The sequence below is a fragment of the Aquimarina litoralis genome, assembly GCF_039523995.1.
GTDB classification, from domain to species: domain Bacteria; phylum Bacteroidota; class Bacteroidia; order Flavobacteriales; family Flavobacteriaceae; genus Aquimarina; species Aquimarina litoralis.
This window is the reverse complement of sequence record NZ_BAAAGE010000003.1, coordinates 179,871-198,687: the sequence shown is the minus strand read 5'-3', so window position 1 is coordinate 198,687 and position 18,817 is coordinate 179,871. Positions and strand designations below refer to the sequence as shown.

Annotated in this window: 13 protein-coding genes; 7 read left to right on the top strand and 6 right to left on the bottom strand. The window is 32.4% G+C overall.

The annotated features are described in order from the left end of the window. Positions 1-199: 199 nt before the first annotated feature. The 3 genes from rho to ABD077_RS15255 all read left to right on the top strand — a co-directional run bounded on the left by rho (position 200) and on the right by ABD077_RS15255 (position 4,785). Complete coding sequence (gene rho / locus ABD077_RS15265) at positions 200-1,882, top strand: transcription termination factor Rho (protein WP_343913130.1); 1,683 nt, start codon at positions 200-202, stop codon at positions 1,880-1,882. A gap of 163 nt (positions 1,883-2,045) precedes the next feature. Next, complete coding sequence (gene msrA, locus ABD077_RS15260) at positions 2,046-2,714, top strand: peptide-methionine (S)-S-oxide reductase MsrA (RefSeq protein WP_343913129.1); 669 nt, start codon at positions 2,046-2,048, stop codon at positions 2,712-2,714. Positions 2,715-3,612: 898 nt separating this feature from the next. Next, the gene (locus ABD077_RS15255; protein WP_343913127.1) at positions 3,613-4,785 is read left to right on the top strand and encodes an SH3 domain-containing protein; all 1,173 of its coding nucleotides are present in this window, start codon (positions 3,613-3,615) and stop codon (positions 4,783-4,785) included. A 289-nt stretch (positions 4,786-5,074) separates the two neighbouring features. Here ABD077_RS15255 and ABD077_RS15250 read toward each other — a convergent pair whose 3' ends face one another. The 5 genes from ABD077_RS15250 to ABD077_RS15230 all read right to left on the bottom strand — a co-directional run bounded on the left by ABD077_RS15250 (position 5,075) and on the right by ABD077_RS15230 (position 12,129). Next, positions 5,075-5,953, bottom strand: a complete 879-nt coding sequence (locus ABD077_RS15250) for a bifunctional 5,10-methylenetetrahydrofolate dehydrogenase/5,10-methenyltetrahydrofolate cyclohydrolase (RefSeq protein WP_343913126.1) — start codon at positions 5,951-5,953, stop codon at positions 5,075-5,077. Positions 5,954-6,002: 49 nt separating this feature from the next. Next, a complete protein-coding gene (gene ffh, locus ABD077_RS15245; protein ID WP_343913125.1) occupies positions 6,003-7,331 on the bottom strand; it encodes a signal recognition particle protein in 1,329 nt (442 codons plus the stop codon). A gap of 213 nt (positions 7,332-7,544) precedes the next feature. Beyond that, entirely contained in the window at positions 7,545-9,335 is a 1,791-nt protein-coding gene (locus ABD077_RS15240; protein ID WP_343913124.1) for a fasciclin domain-containing protein, read from the bottom strand. A gap of 148 nt (positions 9,336-9,483) precedes the next feature. Beyond that, positions 9,484-11,319 (bottom strand): fasciclin domain-containing protein, encoded by a 1,836-nt coding sequence (locus ABD077_RS15235; protein ID WP_343913123.1) that lies wholly within the window; start codon positions 11,317-11,319, stop codon positions 9,484-9,486. 132 nt (positions 11,320-11,451) lie between these two features. Beyond that, complete coding sequence (locus tag ABD077_RS15230) at positions 11,452-12,129, bottom strand: hypothetical protein (protein WP_343913122.1); 678 nt, start codon at positions 12,127-12,129, stop codon at positions 11,452-11,454. Between the two features lie 93 nt (positions 12,130-12,222). On the opposite strand from ABD077_RS15230, the gene ABD077_RS15225 reads away from it, so the two are divergent. The 3 genes from ABD077_RS15225 to ABD077_RS15215 all read left to right on the top strand — a co-directional run bounded on the left by ABD077_RS15225 (position 12,223) and on the right by ABD077_RS15215 (position 16,209). Continuing rightward, complete coding sequence (locus ABD077_RS15225) at positions 12,223-12,738, top strand: RNA polymerase sigma factor (protein WP_343913121.1); 516 nt, start codon at positions 12,223-12,225, stop codon at positions 12,736-12,738. A 64-nt stretch (positions 12,739-12,802) separates the two neighbouring features. Beyond that, on the top strand, positions 12,803-13,717 hold the full coding sequence (locus ABD077_RS15220; protein ID WP_343913120.1) for a FecR family protein: 915 nt from the start codon (positions 12,803-12,805) through the stop codon (positions 13,715-13,717). Then, positions 13,714-16,209, top strand: a complete 2,496-nt coding sequence (locus ABD077_RS15215; RefSeq protein ID WP_343913119.1) for a TonB-dependent receptor plug domain-containing protein — start codon at positions 13,714-13,716, stop codon at positions 16,207-16,209. Before ABD077_RS15220 ends, ABD077_RS15215 begins: the two co-directional genes overlap by 4 nt. On the opposite strand, the gene ABD077_RS15210 is transcribed toward ABD077_RS15215, so the two are convergent. Further along, entirely contained in the window at positions 16,206-16,673 is a 468-nt protein-coding gene (locus ABD077_RS15210) for a GNAT family N-acetyltransferase (RefSeq protein ID WP_343913118.1), read from the bottom strand. The genes ABD077_RS15215 and ABD077_RS15210 overlap by 4 nt on opposite strands. 149 nt (positions 16,674-16,822) lie before the next feature. Between ABD077_RS15210 and ABD077_RS15205 the strand changes: the two genes are divergently transcribed. Then, positions 16,823-18,811 (top strand): ATP-binding protein, encoded by a 1,989-nt coding sequence (locus ABD077_RS15205; RefSeq protein WP_343913117.1) that lies wholly within the window; start codon positions 16,823-16,825, stop codon positions 18,809-18,811. The last annotated feature ends 6 nt before the right edge of the window (positions 18,812-18,817 follow it).

Sequence of the window (18,817 nt, the reverse complement as noted above, 5' to 3'; positions counted from 1 at the left end):
CCCTTCTTCTTTTGGAAAAGCAAAAATAAGAGTTTCTTTTTATAAATATGTGTAAAAAATCAAAAATAAAGTCGTATACTTGCATCACAATTGATGTAACCCATTCTTAATTAGGTTACTTACCTTCATAATAAAATTTTCCTAGAATTCTTCTTTAGAAAATTTAATACCAGAACCTTAAATTATATAACAAACTTAAATGTTAGAGATTTCTGAATTAAAAGCGAAAAAGCTTCCTGAGCTACAGGAAATTGCGAAAAGTTTAAATGTACCTAAGTTTCGCAGCATGAAAAAATTAGACTTGGTATATCAAATATTAGATTACCAAGCAGCTAACCCTAATAAGGTAAAAGAGGTCATTACAGAAGATACTTCGGCTAAAACGGAAAAAGCTAAACCTAAGCCAGCTACTCGTCAAAAAAGACCTCGCACAAAAAAAACTCAAGCACCAGATACAACTGCTACAAAAGAAGCAACAGGCGCTCAGGAAAAAAACACTACTCCTAAAAAAGAAGCAAGAGATACAAATCAAAGTAACAAACAACCTGTTGTAAACAAAAAACCTCAGAAAAAGCAGGAGGATAAAAAACAAGAAGACAAAAAGGAAGAGCGAAAAGAAGAAAGAAAAGACAATAGAAATAGGAATAACGATAAATCCCAAAACAAAAACCGTAATAATAACAACAATAATAAAAAAGAAAATAACGGAAACAGGGATAATGGAAATAGAGATAACAGAAATCGCTACAAAGAACCTGATTATGAATTTGATGCAATTATTCAGAGTGAAGGAGTTCTGGACATCATGCAAGATGGTTATGGTTTTTTAAGATCTAGTGATTACAACTACCTTTCTTCTCCTGATGATATTTATGTATCTCAATCTCAAATAAGACTTTTTGGATTAAAAACAGGTGATACCGTATTAGGACAAGTAAGACCTCCAAAGGAAGGAGAAAAATATTTTCCTCTAATAAAAGTAAACAAAATCAACGGACTTGATCCGCAGGTAGTAAGAGATAGAGTATCTTTTGAACACCTTACCCCTCTTTTCCCTCAAGAGAAATTCAAAATCGCAGAGAAGCAAAGTACTATCTCTACAAGAATCATGGATTTATTCTCACCAATCGGAAAAGGACAACGCGGTATGATTGTATCGCAACCTAAAACTGGTAAAACCATGTTATTAAAGGATGTTGCAAATGCAATCGCAGCAAATCACCCTGAAGTGTATCAAATGATACTACTAATTGATGAGCGCCCGGAAGAAGTTACAGACATGCAACGAAATGTAAGAGGAGAAGTAATTGCCTCCACTTTTGACAAAGAAGCTCATGAACATGTTAAAATCGCCAATATCGTTCTAGAAAAAGCTAAAAGATTAGTAGAATGCGGCCATGATGTTGTAATACTATTAGACTCTATTACGCGTCTAGCAAGAGCATACAATACAGTACAGCCAGCTTCTGGTAAAATCCTAAGTGGTGGTGTAGATGCTAATGCTTTACACAAACCAAAACGATTCTTTGGAGCTGCCAGAAATATAGAGAATGGAGGATCATTAACAATCATTGCAACAGCTTTAACCGAAACCGGATCTAAAATGGATGAAGTTATTTTTGAAGAATTCAAAGGTACCGGTAATATGGAATTACAATTAGATCGTAAAATTTCTAATAGAAGAATATTCCCTGCAATTGACCTTACCTCTTCAAGTACGCGTCGAGATGATATTTTATTAGACGAAAGTACAATTCAAAGAATGTGGGTAATGAGAAAATATCTAGCAGACATGAATCCTGTAGAAGCTATGGAATTCATTAATGAACGCTTTAAGCAAACGAGAAATAATGATGAGTTTTTAATATCCATGAACGGTTAAAAAACCGAACAAAACTTGGTAAAAGAAGGCTATCAATATGATAGCCTTCTTTTATTTAAAACTTCTTTAAGACCTCATTACTCGGAATCTAATTAATTTTGCTACATACATATTCTGAAAGGTTTCTTTTAAAACTAAGACTACTAATGGCAAAACTATTATTATGAAGACATTATTATATAGCACTATTACTATTTCAATTTTACTGTTTGGCTGCCAAGGAACCAGTCAAACCAAAAACAACATAGCAAACGTAGAAACACAAAATATAACACCTGTTCAAGTAGAACCAATTAATGGTTTGGAACGAGCCTATTTTGCCAGTGGATGTTTTTGGTGTGTTGAAGCAATCTATGAAAGCGTAACTGGTGTAGAAGAAGTTATTTCTGGATATTCCGGTGGACACACAGAAAACCCTACATACGAATCAAGCAATACAGGTCGCACTGGTCATGCAGAAGCTGTAGAAGTATTATATAATCCTAAAATAGTTTCTTTTGCAACCCTAGTAGATGTCTATTTTGGATCTCAAAATGTAACTCAAATAAATGGTCAAGGTCCAGACAGAGGTTCTCAATACAGATCCATTATATTTTATCAAAATGATACTCAGAAGGATATTATTATAAAAAAGAAAGATTTTTTAAGCAAAAGTATCAATAGAAAAATTGCCGCAGAAATCATACCTTTTCAAAAATTCTGGAAAGCCGAAGAATACCATCAGGATTATGAAAAAAGAAATCCTTACAACAGATATATTCAAAATATTTCAGTACCTAGATTAAAACGTTTTCAGAAAAAATTCCCTGAATTAATAAAGAATACTCACTAAGCATATTCTCATTGCATAACAACAAATTCTCTGGAATAAAAATCAAATTCTCACTAAAATCGTACATAAAAAAACCGTCAGCAATTTCTGACCGTGAATAAATATGGGCAAAAAATACACCAAATAAACTTCAAAATATCCTCGTGGTAAAACCATAATAGATGAAATGAAACACCATTTTTCAAGAATTCAAAGACAATTTTCGATTTAATAAGAAAGAGCAGTAGAAAACATATAACTATTTAATTATCAAAATAATAAATCGGATAAAAGTGAAATTCAATCTGCTCAAATTTCAAAAAAAACTATGCAAGCATAATTAATTATGTTAAAGTATTGTGAAAATTTAAATTTTCAACTTCACTAGTATCTTTAAAAAAAGCCAATAAATATTATCACGAACTACTAAAAAACACGAACCGACTTTAAGCCCAATAAAATCAACATAAATCAGATGTAATACACAAAAAACTCGTTGAAAAACACAAATCGAATAAAAAAAAAGTATAATTTTATGTAAATAAAGTGAAAACTAGTTGCGTTTTTCAGATTAATAACTTACTTTTGTTTATAGTTTAATAGTTTTCATTTCAGGCAATTAATTACCAAGTTTAAACTTACACTACAGAAAAAGATGTGTAAACAACTGAAAATCAGAATTATAAAAACTAAATTGTTCTTTAAAAATTGAAATAATTTTAACGTAATTACAAATCGTTAACAATTTCTAAATGTCACCAAAATAAGTTTGGCATCTTTTTTGAGAACGCATTTTTGAACATGAATTTGAATAAATTTTTAATATTATAGAGTAAACCCGAAATAAAAGCAACAAAAAGATTATTAGACCCTAATCTGCTTTATTTTTGAATTTTAATTATGTAAACACAGAAAGATTATGAAATCAATTTTTACATTTATTTTGTTATTGGTGATGACTTCTTCGACTTTCGCTCAGATAAAGTCATTAGACCGCTATTTAATGTCTACTGCAAAGCTAGAATTAAGAACTGGACCTGGAGCGAACTTCGATATTATCGCAGAAATACCACAAGGAACACAAGTATATGTTATTAGTTCTGGATATGGTGACTGGAGTACTGTACAGCACAAAAACGGTAATGGTTTTGTACTTACTAAATTATTAGCAGAAGATAATAGTATTGCTGAAGCAGAAAGAGCTGCTAAAGCTGCAGAAGCTAAGAAAAGAGCTGCTAAACTTGCAGCAGAAGAAGCAATCCGTAAAGCAGAAGCCGCAAAAATTGCCGCTGCAGAAGCTGCTAGGAAAGCAATTGCGGAAGCAGAAAGATTACAAAGACAAGCAGAAGCTGACGCCGCTGCCGCTGCCGCTGCTGCCGCTGCTGCAAATCAGAACAAAAGTGCTGCTGAGAGAAGAAGACTTGCTGAATTAGCAGAAACACAAAAGGCATTAGAGGAAGCAAATAAAAGAACACTTAATAGTTCGGAAACAGCATACAATCCTATAGAATCAAAAACAGCATCTAATGGCAGCAATGCTGGCTCTAACACAAGAGCTGTAGCTGCTTCTTCCAAAGCTGTCAGAGAGAACAAATTTTCTAGCTGGGAAAGAAAAACTTATAAGTCTGGAGCTACACCTAAATCATTTAACTTTAAAGGTGAATACGATTATAAGTTAGACAATTACCTTAAGTTACAAATAGGAGAAAACACAGACGTTGTGGTTAAGCTTGTTAAAATGGGTAAGACTGCCAAGGATGACGAGGTTATAAGAATAGTATATGTAAATAGCAATCAAACACAATTTATTAGAAACATTCCAGAAGGTGAATATTACTGTGTTGTTGCTTATGGTAAAGATTGGAGAGAAGATCCAAATGCTCCTAAAGGAAGAGGAAAAGGGCAATTTACTAAAAACCAATTGTATGAAAAGCATCAGGATATCTTAGATTTCAAAACTATCAAAACTGACGAAGGTATAAACGTTCCTTCATATACTTTATCTTTAGATTTAGGATATCAAAAGAATGGGTATAACAACCAAGTGGAGGATCTTGACAATATAGGAGTAGAGGAATTTGGTAAATACTAATTTGAACTCCATACAGATTTTATAATATTATAATCACATAATTATAATTTATTATCACCAATAATAAATGTAAAAAATAAGAGAGATGTCAAAAATGACATCTCTCTTATTTTTTACATTTGATTCAGTTTAACTAAATCAACCAATAATTTTAGCTTTTATAAAATCAAATTTATAACCTAAACATTAGTACTAAAAAAACTCTGGTATAATTATACCAGAGTTTTTTTTAATTTTCTATTTCTTGTACTTTTTTCAGTAGTTAAAGAAGAAAAATGAAATGAAATATTTACTTTCTATGTCTTTCTCTTGCTAACAATGTATTTTTAAGCAACATCGCAATTGTCATAGGTCCCACACCTCCAGGCACAGGAGTAATATATGAAGCTTTCTTACTTACGTTTTCATAATCCACATCACCTACAATTTTATATCCTTTTTCTCTAGAATCATCTGCAACTCTGGTAATACCTACATCAATAATAACAGCATCATCTTTAACCATTTCTGCTTTTAAAAAGTTAGGAACACCTAAAGCAGAAATCACAATATCAGCTTGAGAAATGATCTGAGTAATGTTTTTAGTATGACTATGAGTAAGTGTAACTGTGGAGTTACCTGGCCAACCTTTTCTTCCCATAAGGATACTCATAGGCCTACCTACTATATGGCTTCTTCCAATTACAACTGTATGCTTCCCTTTAGTATCCACATTATATCGTTCTAACAGCTCCAATATACCAAACGGTGTAGCTGGTATAAAAGTTGACATATCTAAAGCCATTTTTCCAAAATTCATTGGATGAAAACCATCCACATCTTTATCTGGATCTACTGCTAAAAGAACTTTTTGCGTATCTATTTGAGGCGGTAAAGGTAATTGAACTATAAACCCATCAATATCTGAGTTCTCATTTAATTCTTTAATTTTTGCAAGCAACTCTACTTCACTTGTTGTACTTGGCATTTTAACTAAAGTAGATTCAAAACCAATTCTTTCACAAGCTCTAACCTTACTACCTACATAAGTTAAACTTGCCCCATCATTACCAACTAAAACAGCCGCTAAATGAGGAACTTTTTCACCACGATCTTTCATTTTTTGAACTTCCGCAGCGATTTCATTTTTTATATCGTTACTTATTTTTTTTCCGTCTAAAACTTCCATAGTAAAAGCCCCTACTCTATATTTAAAATTATTAATTGATTTATAAAAGTTATCTCATCTTACCCATCATCTGCATCATACGCTTTCCGCCTCCACCTTGCATCATCTTCATCATTTTACTCATTTGATCAAACTGCTTAAGTAGTTGATTTACCTGTTGAACCGACGTACCAGAACCTTTTCCAATACGCTTTTTTCTACTCGCGTTAATGATCTGAGGCTTTGTACGCTCCTCAGGTGTCATGGAATGAATAATCGCTTCGATATGTTTAAAAGCATCATCATCTATATCTACATTTTTCATCATTTTACCAGCCCCAGGAATCATCCCTACCAAATCTTTCATATTCCCCATTTTCTTTACCTGCTGGATTTGTTTTAGAAAGTCATCAAAGCCGAATTGATTTTTAGCAATTTTCTTTTGTAGTTTTCTTGCTTCCTCTTCATCAAATTGCTCCTGTGCCCTTTCCACTAAAGAAACTACATCTCCCATTCCCAATATACGATCTGCCATTCTCGAAGGATAGAAAACATCAATAGCTTCCATTTTCTCACCGGTACCAATAAATTTTATTGGTTTGTTTACGACAGATTTTATAGAAATAGCTGCTCCACCTCTGGTATCACCATCAAGTTTTGTAAGGATTACACCATCAAAATTCAATAGATCATTAAATGCTTTAGCAGTATTCACAGCGTCCTGACCTGTCATCGAATCTACAACAAACAGTGTTTCATTCGGAGTGACTGCTTTATGAATATTTGCAATCTCTGTCATCATCACCTCATCTACCGCCAAACGACCTGCAGTATCAATTATAACTACATTAAATCCATTAGCCTTAGCATGAGCAACACCTGCTTTTGCGATAGCAACGGGGTCCGAATTACCTCTATCACTAAAAACCTCTACATTAATTTGTTCTCCAACAATATGCAATTGGTCTATCGCCGCTGGTCTATATACATCACAAGCTACTAAAAGTGGTTTCTTAGTTTTTTTATTCTTTAAATAATTTGCTAGTTTTCCAGAAAATGTTGTTTTACCAGAACCTTGTAAACCTGACATTAAAATCACAGAAGGATTTCCAGAGAGATTGACTCCAGCTACATCACCCCCCATCAATTCAGTTAACTCATCTTTTACAAGTTTAACCATTAATTGACCAGGCTTAAGCGATTTAAGCACGTTTTGACCTAAAGCTTTTTCCTTTACAGTTGCAGTAAAATCTTTAGCAATTTTATAATTAACATCAGCATCTACTAATGCTCTACGTACTTCTTTAAGTGTCTCAGCAACATTTACTTCAGTAATCTGACCGTGACCTTTTAAAATATGTAACGCTTTATCTAACTTATCACTTAAATTATCAAACATATACTTTATTCTAATTTTTCAACATCTACTTTTTTAGCAGAATGGTGCAAATTTAGTGATTTGAAGTGTATTTATGAAGAATGGTTAATATAGAATTCTACATCATCCTAGAATTAATTTTAAAAAAAGAAAAAGCTATTAGAAAGACGTTAAATTTTCTCTCTAATAGCTCTTCAGACAATTATTTTTGGCTAACTCAAGTGTCTGTTTCTTTTAATGTAATGATGATGGAATTAAAACTTCACTAATTACGTGTACAATTCCATTTGAAGCTTCTATATCTGCCAATAACACTTTAATGGACTCATTTAGGAACACCTCTCCGTCAATCATTTCTATGGTTACTTCTTCTCCCTGCACGGTAGTTACGGTTTGACCAGCTAATAAATCTTCGGCAGTAAACTTTCCTGCTGCAACATGATATAACAGAACTTCTGTTAAAGCTTCGCCACCGGGAATCGCTTCTAAAGCAGCAAATGCATCATTAGTTGGAGCAAATACTGTAAAAGGTCCATCTCCATTTAAAGTATCAACAAGATCTGCTGCTTGCAGTGCTCCTACTAAAGTTGACAACTCTGGAGTGCTCACAGCAATCTCTACAATTGATTGTAGATCTGCAGGAGGCAGCAAAACTCCGTCGATAACATGAACAATACCATTGGAAGCCTCAACATCAGCAATTATAACTTTGATAGATCCATTTAGAAATACCTCTCCATCAATCATTTCAATAGTCACTTCATCTCCCTGAATCGTTGTTACTGTCTGACCAGTGATTAAATCTTCTGCAGTAAACTTACCAGCAGCAACATGATATAAAAGAACTTCTGTAAGAGCTTCTCCACTAGGGATGGATTCTAAAGCTGCAAATGCATCATTGGTTGGAGCAAATACAGTAAAAGGTCCTTCTCCATTTAAAGTATCAACAAGATCTGCTGCTTGCAGCGCTCCTACTAAAGTTGACAACTCTGGAGTGCTCACGGCAATCTCCACGATACTTGGTAACGGCTGAAACGATGGTGGTATTAATACTGCATCTATAACCTGAATCACACCATTAGACCCTCCAATATTAGCAGAAAGTAGTTTAACAGTATCATTAATTACTATTTCATTATTTTCATCAAGACTAACTTTTACGTTTTCTCCTTGTAATGTTTCAATTATTTCTTGTGCTAATAACTGTGGTGTATTTAACCTACCACTCGCTACATGATATAACAGCACCTGTCTTAAAACTTCTAATTCGGGAACTTCATCCAACGCAGCAAACGCTTCATCAGTGGGAGCAAAAACAGTAAATGGTCCTTCTCCTGATAAAGGTGTTACTAAATCTGTAGCTTGTAATGCTCCTACCAAAGAAGTAAATCTACCATCTTCAACTATTAATTCTACTATTGTTTTATCGGGAAAAATTATTTTGATCAATTCTGCAGTCCATTCTCCTCTTCCTATTCCATTTCCAAAGATTCTAAATCCACCTTCCAAATTTCCTTCTTCATCGACTCTACCAATTCCAAAAATCAAATCCCTTCCCGGTGGATTTATAATTAGATAAACAATACCATCACTTATGATCGCTCCTCTTGTTCTTGCTCTAGTTCCGTCTGGTAATACTAAATTCCCTCGAACAATGGTAAAACTGGCATGGTACAAAGTGAAGTTTAGGCGAAGTTCTCCTTCAATACTAGTTCCTGCACCAGCTCCACTTTCGATTGTTGCAGAGAAATCATATACGCGTCTTTCTCTACTTATATCGAATACAGAATTTTTAGAAAGACCAAAAGCTTCTTCTTCATTCTCAGGCTCTAACAATTCGCCATCGATAATATTTTGAGTCATTTCTTCTATTTCATCGAAACCAATAATTTTTGACTCTTCAAATTCAATTAGACCTGGATCTGATTCGTTTAGTTCTTCGTTATCTGTTTTACATGAGATAAAAACATTGATTACAAAAAGGCACAACAAGGGTACCGATAATCTTTTGATTAACGTTTTCATAGGTTTTAATTTAAATTAGTTAATATTAAAATGAGTGTATAAAAAAGGGCATTTAGTTATGAATTAAGTAAAAGATCAATCTCTAAATGCCCTTCATAAGGGTAATATTTATCTTGGGGTAATTAAGAATTCTCTATTGAGTATCCGACTAGTTTTGTGGTAATAACACTTGATCAATTGCATGAATTATACCATTAGCCGCTTGTACATCAACTACTATTATGTTACTAGCGCTAGAATTACTACCTCCAGTTACGCTTGGCGCAGATGCATCAATTGTTACATCCCCATTTAATGTTGTTACAGCACCATCCATCAAGTCTGAAGACCTAACATTAGCCCCACCAACTACATGATGGTTCAAAATTGCAGCTAAATCTTCTTCATTTGGTGGTAATAAAATACCATTGAATGCGTCATTAATAGGAGCGAACACTGTAAAAGGAGCAGGATCTGTTCCATTATCGGTACTTAGTATTGCTACATAATCAGTAGAAGGTGTTAATGTGGTTAAGGCAGAAACTAAAGTAGAGAATCTTGGATCTGCCGCTGCAAAAGTTACGATATTCGGTAAACCAATCACATTATCTACTACGTGAATTACACCATTTCTTGTTTCTACGTTAGCAGTTGTTACACTTGCTCCACCGTTATCAATACCTCCATTTAATACTACACCACTACTAGTGTTTATGTATATACTTAAATTATCATCTGTATCGCCATAAGTTGCAAGAGTATTTGCATATGATGTAGATAAGTCCGTCGATAATAATTTTCCTGAAACTACGTGATTCAGTAATATTTGAGTTAAAACCTCATTAGGAACATCTGCAAGAGGTGTACCATCCAAGAAAGCTGTAAACGAATCGTTCGTAGGCGCAAAAACTGTGCGCATCATAGCATTATCCAAAGCGTCATTAAGTCCTGTTTGTCTTAAAGCCGCATACAAAGATGAAAAATCACCCTCCTCACCGTTGTTATAGGTGACTGCTGTAAAACTTCTACCCAATGCATCAAGAGCCGCTGCCGGAAGTAAGACTTTATCTATTGCGTGTATAACTCCGTTAGACGCTTGAACATTTGTAGCTATCACTTCGGAATCCACTCCTGTTTTGTCTCTTAAAAAAGTTCCTCCATCTAAGTTTAATAAAATAGTTTCTCCCTGTAATGTTGCAGGTGTAATCCCATCAGGAATTCCAGGAAGATCTGCTGCTCGTACATTAGCTTCTGCAAGAACATGATAATTAATTACAATTTCTAATTGAGCAGCTGTTAGCGAAGAAAAGTCTGTTAATCCAAATCTTTCTAATAAATCGTCAAAAGCAGCATTGGTAGGTGCAAAAATCGTAAAAGGTGAAGAGGCAGTTCCGCTTAATGTAGCTGCGTAATCTGTATCTGGAGTTAAATCCGTAATTGCTGTTAATAAAGTTGAAAAAGTAGGGTCTACTGAAGCAAAAGTAGCTACTGTTGGTAATGGAATAACCTCATCTACAAAGTGAATAACTCCATTGGAAGCCATCACATCAGCATTCACAACTGTGGATACGCCATTTACTGTTACCCCTCCCGAAGTATTAATATACATACTTAGATTAGCTTCAGAACTTGACTCTATTGCCAAATTATTTACATATCCCGTAGAAAGTTGTGTCGAAGTTACGGACGTTGATAGTACATGATTTAATAAAATCTGTCTTAATGTTTCTACAGGAACATCATTTAAAGGCGTCCCATCTAGAAAATCATCAAAAGCATCATTATCAGGAGCAAAAACGGTAAAAGTTCCTGAAGTACTATTAAGTGTAACATCTAAATCTGTTCTTTCAAGCGCTGCTAATAAAGAGCTATAATCTGCATTAGCTGCAACTAAATCTGCGATAGTATTCGAAGGTGGTATAAAAATTGTGTCATCATCATCGCTACAGGAAACGATAGAAATTAAGCACAATACGAAAAAAGCCTTCTTGAAATAATTTTTCATGTTATTGGTTTTTATTTTTAATTATTTGTTCGATGATGAAACAACTGGTTCTGGAAAATTGCTACTTCAAAAATTGATTTTAATACTTTTTTAACTTTTTGTTTAATCTTTTAGTTAAAAAAATAAACAAAATTACCCATCATTTTCTTCACATGATTGTTGAAAGGCCTCAATACCTGACAGCAAATCGGTATTATGAGCAATCTGGAGAAATTCACCATTACTGAGAAGTAATTGAATAGGATAATTTATAGATACCACTGTATTTTCGTTTAAACCTTCCATAAACCCAAATACTTGGGCATCGTGAAACATTTCTGTTGTGGCAATAATATTATTATTTGAATCAAAGGTTGCAAATATAAAAGGATATACAAAATCGACACACTCTATATCTTCATCTCGTATTTGACAAGTATTTGCTAATTTATCCAAGTTGTTTTGATTTTCAATTGTTTCTACAACATGATCCGCCCTTGTTATTTTAATTGGAAATTGAATTTGTATATCATCTGAATCACTCAATGAACTATAATCCTCAATCGAATCAATTATTAATGGCTGACCATTCTGGGTTATTGAATATGGTAGATTAACACTAAAACAATTACCCCCATCTACAACATCATCATAAGAACCATCATGCGTGACTATATTTCTCATGAGCCCAGCTAATTGAGAGTTCTGAGGTATCGTATTATCAATATTGGGGTCTACCACTTCCAGCTCTTCTTCTTGACAAGAAGTTGATATGGATAATAGCACAAAACTCGCTATAACTGCTAAAAAATTTTTTCTTAAAATCCCCATACTCTATTCTTTTTTATATTCACTACTATAACAATTTCAAAGATCAAATTCCCACCAACTTCATATTTTTTTTACATTTGAAAAAAAATAAAAATGCCTAAATCTTTGTTTCAGGATATTTGTGAGGAAAGGTTATTCTCTGAACTTTTTACAAAATACTCTAAAAACCTCCATGATTTTATCTATTATAAATATGGTTCGCAAGTTAACCCAAAAGATCAAGTACAAGAAGCATTTATGAAACTCTGGGATAATTGTGGAAATGTTTCTATGGACAAAGCTAAAAGCTTTTTGTTCACTGTGGCCAACAACCTAACTTTAAATCAGATAAAACACGATAAAGTAAAATTAAAATATCAATTATCTGAAAAAAAAGACAGGACAAATGAAAGCCCTGAATTCATTTTAGAAGAAAAAGAATACCTTTTAAAATATCAAAATGCGCTCTCTAAACTTACTGAAGCGCAACGTGTAGCTTTTTTATTAAATAGAGTTGAGGGAAAAAGACATAAAGAAATTGCAGAACTTTTAGGAATATCTAGAAAAGCTGTAGAAAAGAGAATTTATACTGCTCTAGAAAAATTAAGAACAGAAATAGAAGGAATTTAAAAAAAATAATAGATTAAGGTAGGAATTTAGTTCTATCAATTGTTATAGTATTAAGAATCTTGTTATGAAAAAGGAAGATCTTATAAAAAAGTGGTTGGACAACGAGCAACTCACTAAAGAAGAATTAGAGGCGTTCAAAAAATTGGACGCCTATGATTCTTACGTAAAAATTGCCGAAACTGCAAAGAGCTTTAGTGCTCCTGAATATGTGGTTTCGGATAACTTGTCGAAATTAAAAGAAGGTCTTTCTACAAAAAAGTCGAACACTTCCAATTCTACTAAGAAAAATTTAAAACTATTTTTGAGAATTGCAGCGATTTTTGTTGTTGGACTAGGTTTATATTTTTCATTTTTTACTGCCGACAGAAATACGACTGTAGAAACTATCGCTAGTCAGAAAAAAGATATTCAGCTTCCTGATAAATCTTTAGTAAAACTAAATGCAACATCGTCTATTACCTACGATGAAAAAAACTGGAAAAACAAACGACAATTACATCTCCAAGGCGAAGCTTATTTTGATGTTTCTGAAGGTCAAAAGTTTGATGTTAATACTTCGCTAGGGACTATTAGTGTTATTGGTACAAGATTTAATATTAAACAACGGGAGCAGTTTCTAGAGGTAATTTGTTATGAAGGTGTTGTAAGTGTAACCATTAATAACGAAACAAAATATCTGAGAGAACATGATGCTATTGTTTATGACTCAAAAGTTGTGAATAAATTAAAAATAGCAGATTTTGAACCACAATGGTTTAATAATAAAAGTTATTTCTATAGAGTTTCTTATTCAAAAGTTTTAAAAGAGCTAGAATGGCAATATGGAGTTGTTATAAAAACAAAAAATATAGATCCAAGTATAATATTTACAGGTAATTTTGTACATTCAGATATTCAAACAGCATTAAAATCTATTACGATTCCAATGCGTTTGAAATATGTGATTAATAATAAAACTGTAACTTTATACAAAGAGTGATTCGACCCAAAATCCTCGTTTCTATTGTTCTGATATTTTTTATTCTTTTTTCTGGTTATTCTCAAACTAAAAAAGATAAATATCCGCTTACTTATATTTTAACCGATATACAGCAACTGTATGGGTTTGATTTCTCCTATGTAAATAAGGAGCTAGAAAATATATTTATTAAGAAACCTGATCAAAATCTCTCTTTCGAAGAAATATTACTTTATTTAAAAAAAAATACTCCTTTTGAGTATACTAAACTATCCAACAAAACTGTTACTGTACAATTTATTCCTCAAAATATCTGTGGGATCATCTACAATACTGAACAACAAGTCATAGCTGACGCATCTATCCTAAGTTCAAAAAATTCTGTTATTAGTAACTCCAAAGGAAAATTTTCGCTTTTAGTAGATTTTCCAAATGAAAAAATAACTATCAGTTTTTTAGGATATGCACCTGTCACAATTTCGGCTTTTAATTTTATTAATCAACCTTGTAAAAAGATCACTCTTACACCTAAATTTGAATATCTAAATGAAATTGTCATCAATGATTATTTGATCAAGGGTATTGACAAACAATTAGACGGTTCTATACAAATTGATTATAATGATTTTGGAATTCTTCCGGGTCTTGTAGAACCTGATTTACTACAAACTATCCAAGCTCTTCCTGGTGTTTTAAGTGTAAATGAAACTGTTTCAGACATTAATGTAAGGGGAGGAACAAATGATCAAAACCTAATCCTTTGGGACGGAATTAAAATGTATCAATCCAGCCATTTTTTTGGTTTAATATCTGCTTTTAATCCATTTTTAACAAAGAATGTACAAGTTTTTAAAAATGGCTCTAGCGCCAGATATGGAGATGGAGTATCTAGTGTTATTGCCATGAATACCTCAGATAAAATAAATAAAGAATTAGATGCTAGTATTGGATTAAACCTAATTAGTGCGGACACCTACATTGATACTCCAATTGGCAAAAAATCTTCGGTTCAATTTGCTATTCGACACTCTATCAATGATATTTTAGAAACTCCTACTTATGATCAATATTTTGACAAAGCTTTTCAAAATTCAGAAGTGATTAGTAATGGTAATTCTGGGCAAAGATTCTCTTTTTATGACATAAGTCTTAGGTGGTTGTATCAACTATCTGATAAGGACCTGATCAAAATTAATGGACTAGTCATGAGAAACAATCTAGTTTTCCAAGAAAATTCTTTTGATAACCAAATGGATATTTCTCGAGAAAGTAGTGCTAAACAGAATAATTTGGTTAGTGGTCTTTTATATCAAAGAAACTGGAGTGATACATTCAAAACAGAATTGCTGCTCTACGGAACCAATTATCAATTAGAAACCATCAACTCAGATATACAAAATAATCAACGCTTACTTCAGGAAAATGATGTACTAGAAAATGGTTTAAAATTGAATACTGAATTAAAGGTGAGTACCAATCTCAATTTAAAAAATGGATATCAATTTAATGAAACTGGTATTACCTATTTACAAGATCTTAATAATCCTACATTTAGGAATCTGACTAAAGAAGTAATACGAACTCATAGTATATTTTCAGAAATTGCATACCGTTCAAAAGATGGATCTTTATACGGTAATTTAGGAGCTCGCCTTAATTATCTAGAAAAATTTGATAAGTACATCTTAGAACCAAGAATAAATTTTTATAAGAGATTTTCTAATCATTTTACATTAGAGATCTTAGGAGAAATTAAAAGTCAATCTACCTCTCAAATCATTGATCTCCAAAATGACTTTTTAGGTATTGAAAACAGGAGATGGGTGCTATCCAATGATAATAACATTCCTGTTTTAAAAAGTAACCAAATTTCAGTAGGACTTAGTTATAACCATGACAATTGGCTGATATCTACAGATATATATCGTAAAGAAGTATCTGGTATCATTACCCGAAGTCAAGGTTTTCAAAATCAATTCGAATTTTCTGATGACCATGGCGCTTATGAAGTTTTGGGAATAGATTTTCTAATCAATAAACGATTTAAAAATTTTAGCACCTGGCTTAGTTATTCCTATGCAGACAACACTTATTCTTTTAATAATTTGATCCCATCTAATTTTGCTAATAATATAGATATAAGACACAATATTAACTTTGCCGCTGCCTACAATAGAAATAATCTAAAAATATCCGCAGGTATCAATTGGCATAGTGGAAAACCAAACACTCTACCAGATTTTGCAAACAATGATATGCAAGACACTATAACGTATGAAGCTCCAAATAGCTCAAGACTTAATAACTATATAAGAGTTGATTTGTCTGCCACGTACAGGTTTAAAATCAACAACTATGTAAGTGGATTAACAGGTGTTTCCTTATGGAATGTTTTGGACCAAGAAAATACATTTAATCAATACTATTCGTTAAACGATGCGAATCAGATTGAAGAAATACAGGAATTTGGACTTGGAGTAACTCCAAACGCTTTTTTTCGCCTTAGTTTTTAAAGATGTTTTATTCCACTGTAACTTACTATATCATCACCTCCAGCTACTTTTTCAATGTTCTTAATAATTCTAAAGTTGTTTTTCTCGAAAAAAGCTTTTGTATTGAGGTTTATTGGTGTCGTAAGCATTTCTACTCCAGCATCTTTTGCCACTTCTTCTAATTTTTGATATAGCTTTTTAGCAATCCCTCTTCCTTGATAGTTTTGATGAACGAAAATGTATTCTATATCTCCATTTTTGTTAAGAGTAAATGACCCTATTATCTCTCCATTAAGCTTGGCATTATAAATAAAATCATCTTTAAATTTTTGAATCCAATGGTTTTTATCCAATGCAAGACGGGAATATATTTTCACTTCGGCTTTAGTGAAAATTTTCGAACCATACATCGTTACTGTTTGATAAAACAGTCGTTGCATTAATGGTAAATCAGTATCGGTAGCTCTTGATATTAGGTAATTCATGAAATAAACAGAAGTGTTCTTCTAATCTTTTGGGGTAAAACGTCAGTCTCCATAAAAATAAGAAAAATGACTTAGGAATAAAATTTTTTGTTAAAAAAAATATAAAGTCCCCAAAAATATTGTAATTTTTAAGTGCCTTAAATTTTATTATGAAACCTACTACTTACTATCTAGCGTTTGTAGCGCTATTTCTGTATTTACATACCTACGGCCAACACCAAAAGTTGGATAGTATTGTGAATGTAACAAATTCTATCGCTGATTCTTCAAATATTGACCTGGCTGCTGACTTAATCTATGATTTAAGCCTAAAGGAAAAATTTGAAGAAGGTCTAAGATATTCCGACAGCATTATACACATCTCTCAACAAATAAAGTATGATAAAGGTGTCGGAAAACTTTACAATGAAAAAGCCAATATCTATAACCAAACCGATCAACTTTTTGAAGCTTTGCGTTGTTACGATCAAGCCTTTTTATATTATGGAAGGATAAATTACACAAGAGGACTAGCCATTACTCAAAACAACAAAGCTGTTATCGAACAGAGGCTTGGAAATGCAGAAAAAAGCTTAATCCATCTTTTGGAAGCGCATTCGTATTATGAGGAACTAAAAGATAGTTTAAAATTAGCCACCACCATAAACAATATCGGCAACGTATATGCGCATTTGAAAAACTTTGAGCCTGCTAAAAAATATTACAGACAATCTTTGGAGTTAAAAAAGAAAACAGGTTCTAATACTGTAGGTTCTACTCTTCATAACATAGCAATTATTTATATAAAAGAAAACAAATTAGATAGTGCTTTATATTTTTCTAATAAATCCTTAGAAATGAATAAAAAGGAAAACTACAGCTACGGAATAGCCGAAAGTTATAGTGCATTAGGAAGAATATCATTTATCAAAAAAGATTATCAAAAAGCTAAAAAATATTATGAATCTGCTCTTTTCATTGGAGGTAAAGTTGCCTATAAAGAAAGACTGATTAGAACAAAATTATCCTTAGGTGAAATTGCTATTAATACACAGAAGTTTGAAGAAGCAGAAAATTATATTTCTTCTGCAAAAGAAGAATCAGAAAAAATGAATTCTACACCACTACTTCTTAACTCTTATGACCTATATGCTGTTCTAGATTCTGCAAGAGGCGACTTTTTAAATGCTTACAAATGGCAAAAACAGTATAAAGATCTATATCAAAAACACACACTAAAAGAAACCACACAACAAATTGACATTGTAAAAAGTAGATTGGAAAATGAGAAGAAACAACAAGCATCCTTAGATAAACAAAAAAGAGAAAAACAAGAAGCTAAGGAAGAACTATTTAAACAAAAAATCTACACATACCTTGCCATTGCAGCGTTTATAGTTGCTTTTATTTTCATCATAGGAATCATCAAAGCACGCATACAAAGAGCAAAATATATAAAGAAACTAAACCAATCGAACCAGGTAAAAAATAAATTATTCTCTATAGTATCACATGATTTAAAAAATGAAATTCACGGTTTAGATAAAACCCTTAACTTATTAAAAGATGATGTTATCTCGGAAACTGAATTTAAAGAAATCATTCCCATCTTGGCTAATAGTACGCATCAGACTTCAATATTATTAAACAACCTTTTAAATTGGTCAAAATCACAAATGAAAGAGCTCAAAGCTACTCCAAAGGACTTTGACTTTACCGAAATCATCAATGATAAAATTGTATTCTTTACTTCTCGTGCTTCTCAAAAAGGAGTAAAACTTATTAATAATATTACTGATTTCACCAAAGTATTTGCAGATAAAGATATGTGCACGATTGTAGCTCAAAATATTATTGCAAATGCAGTTAAATTTTGCAAAGCAGGTGATTCTCTAACTATAAATAAAAAAGAGCAAAAGGACTCAGTAAGTATTTATTTCAAAGATACTGGTGTTGGAATACCAAAAGAAAACATAACCAAACTGTTTTCTGATATTACCTTAACCACTAAAGGAACCAATAATGAATCGGGAACAGGGTTAGGATTAAAAATATGTAATGAATTAATATTACTTAATCATGGAACTCTAGAAGTAGAAAGTAAGCTTGGGCAAGGAAGTACATTTTGTATCAGATTACCTAAGCACCATACATCATAAATTCCT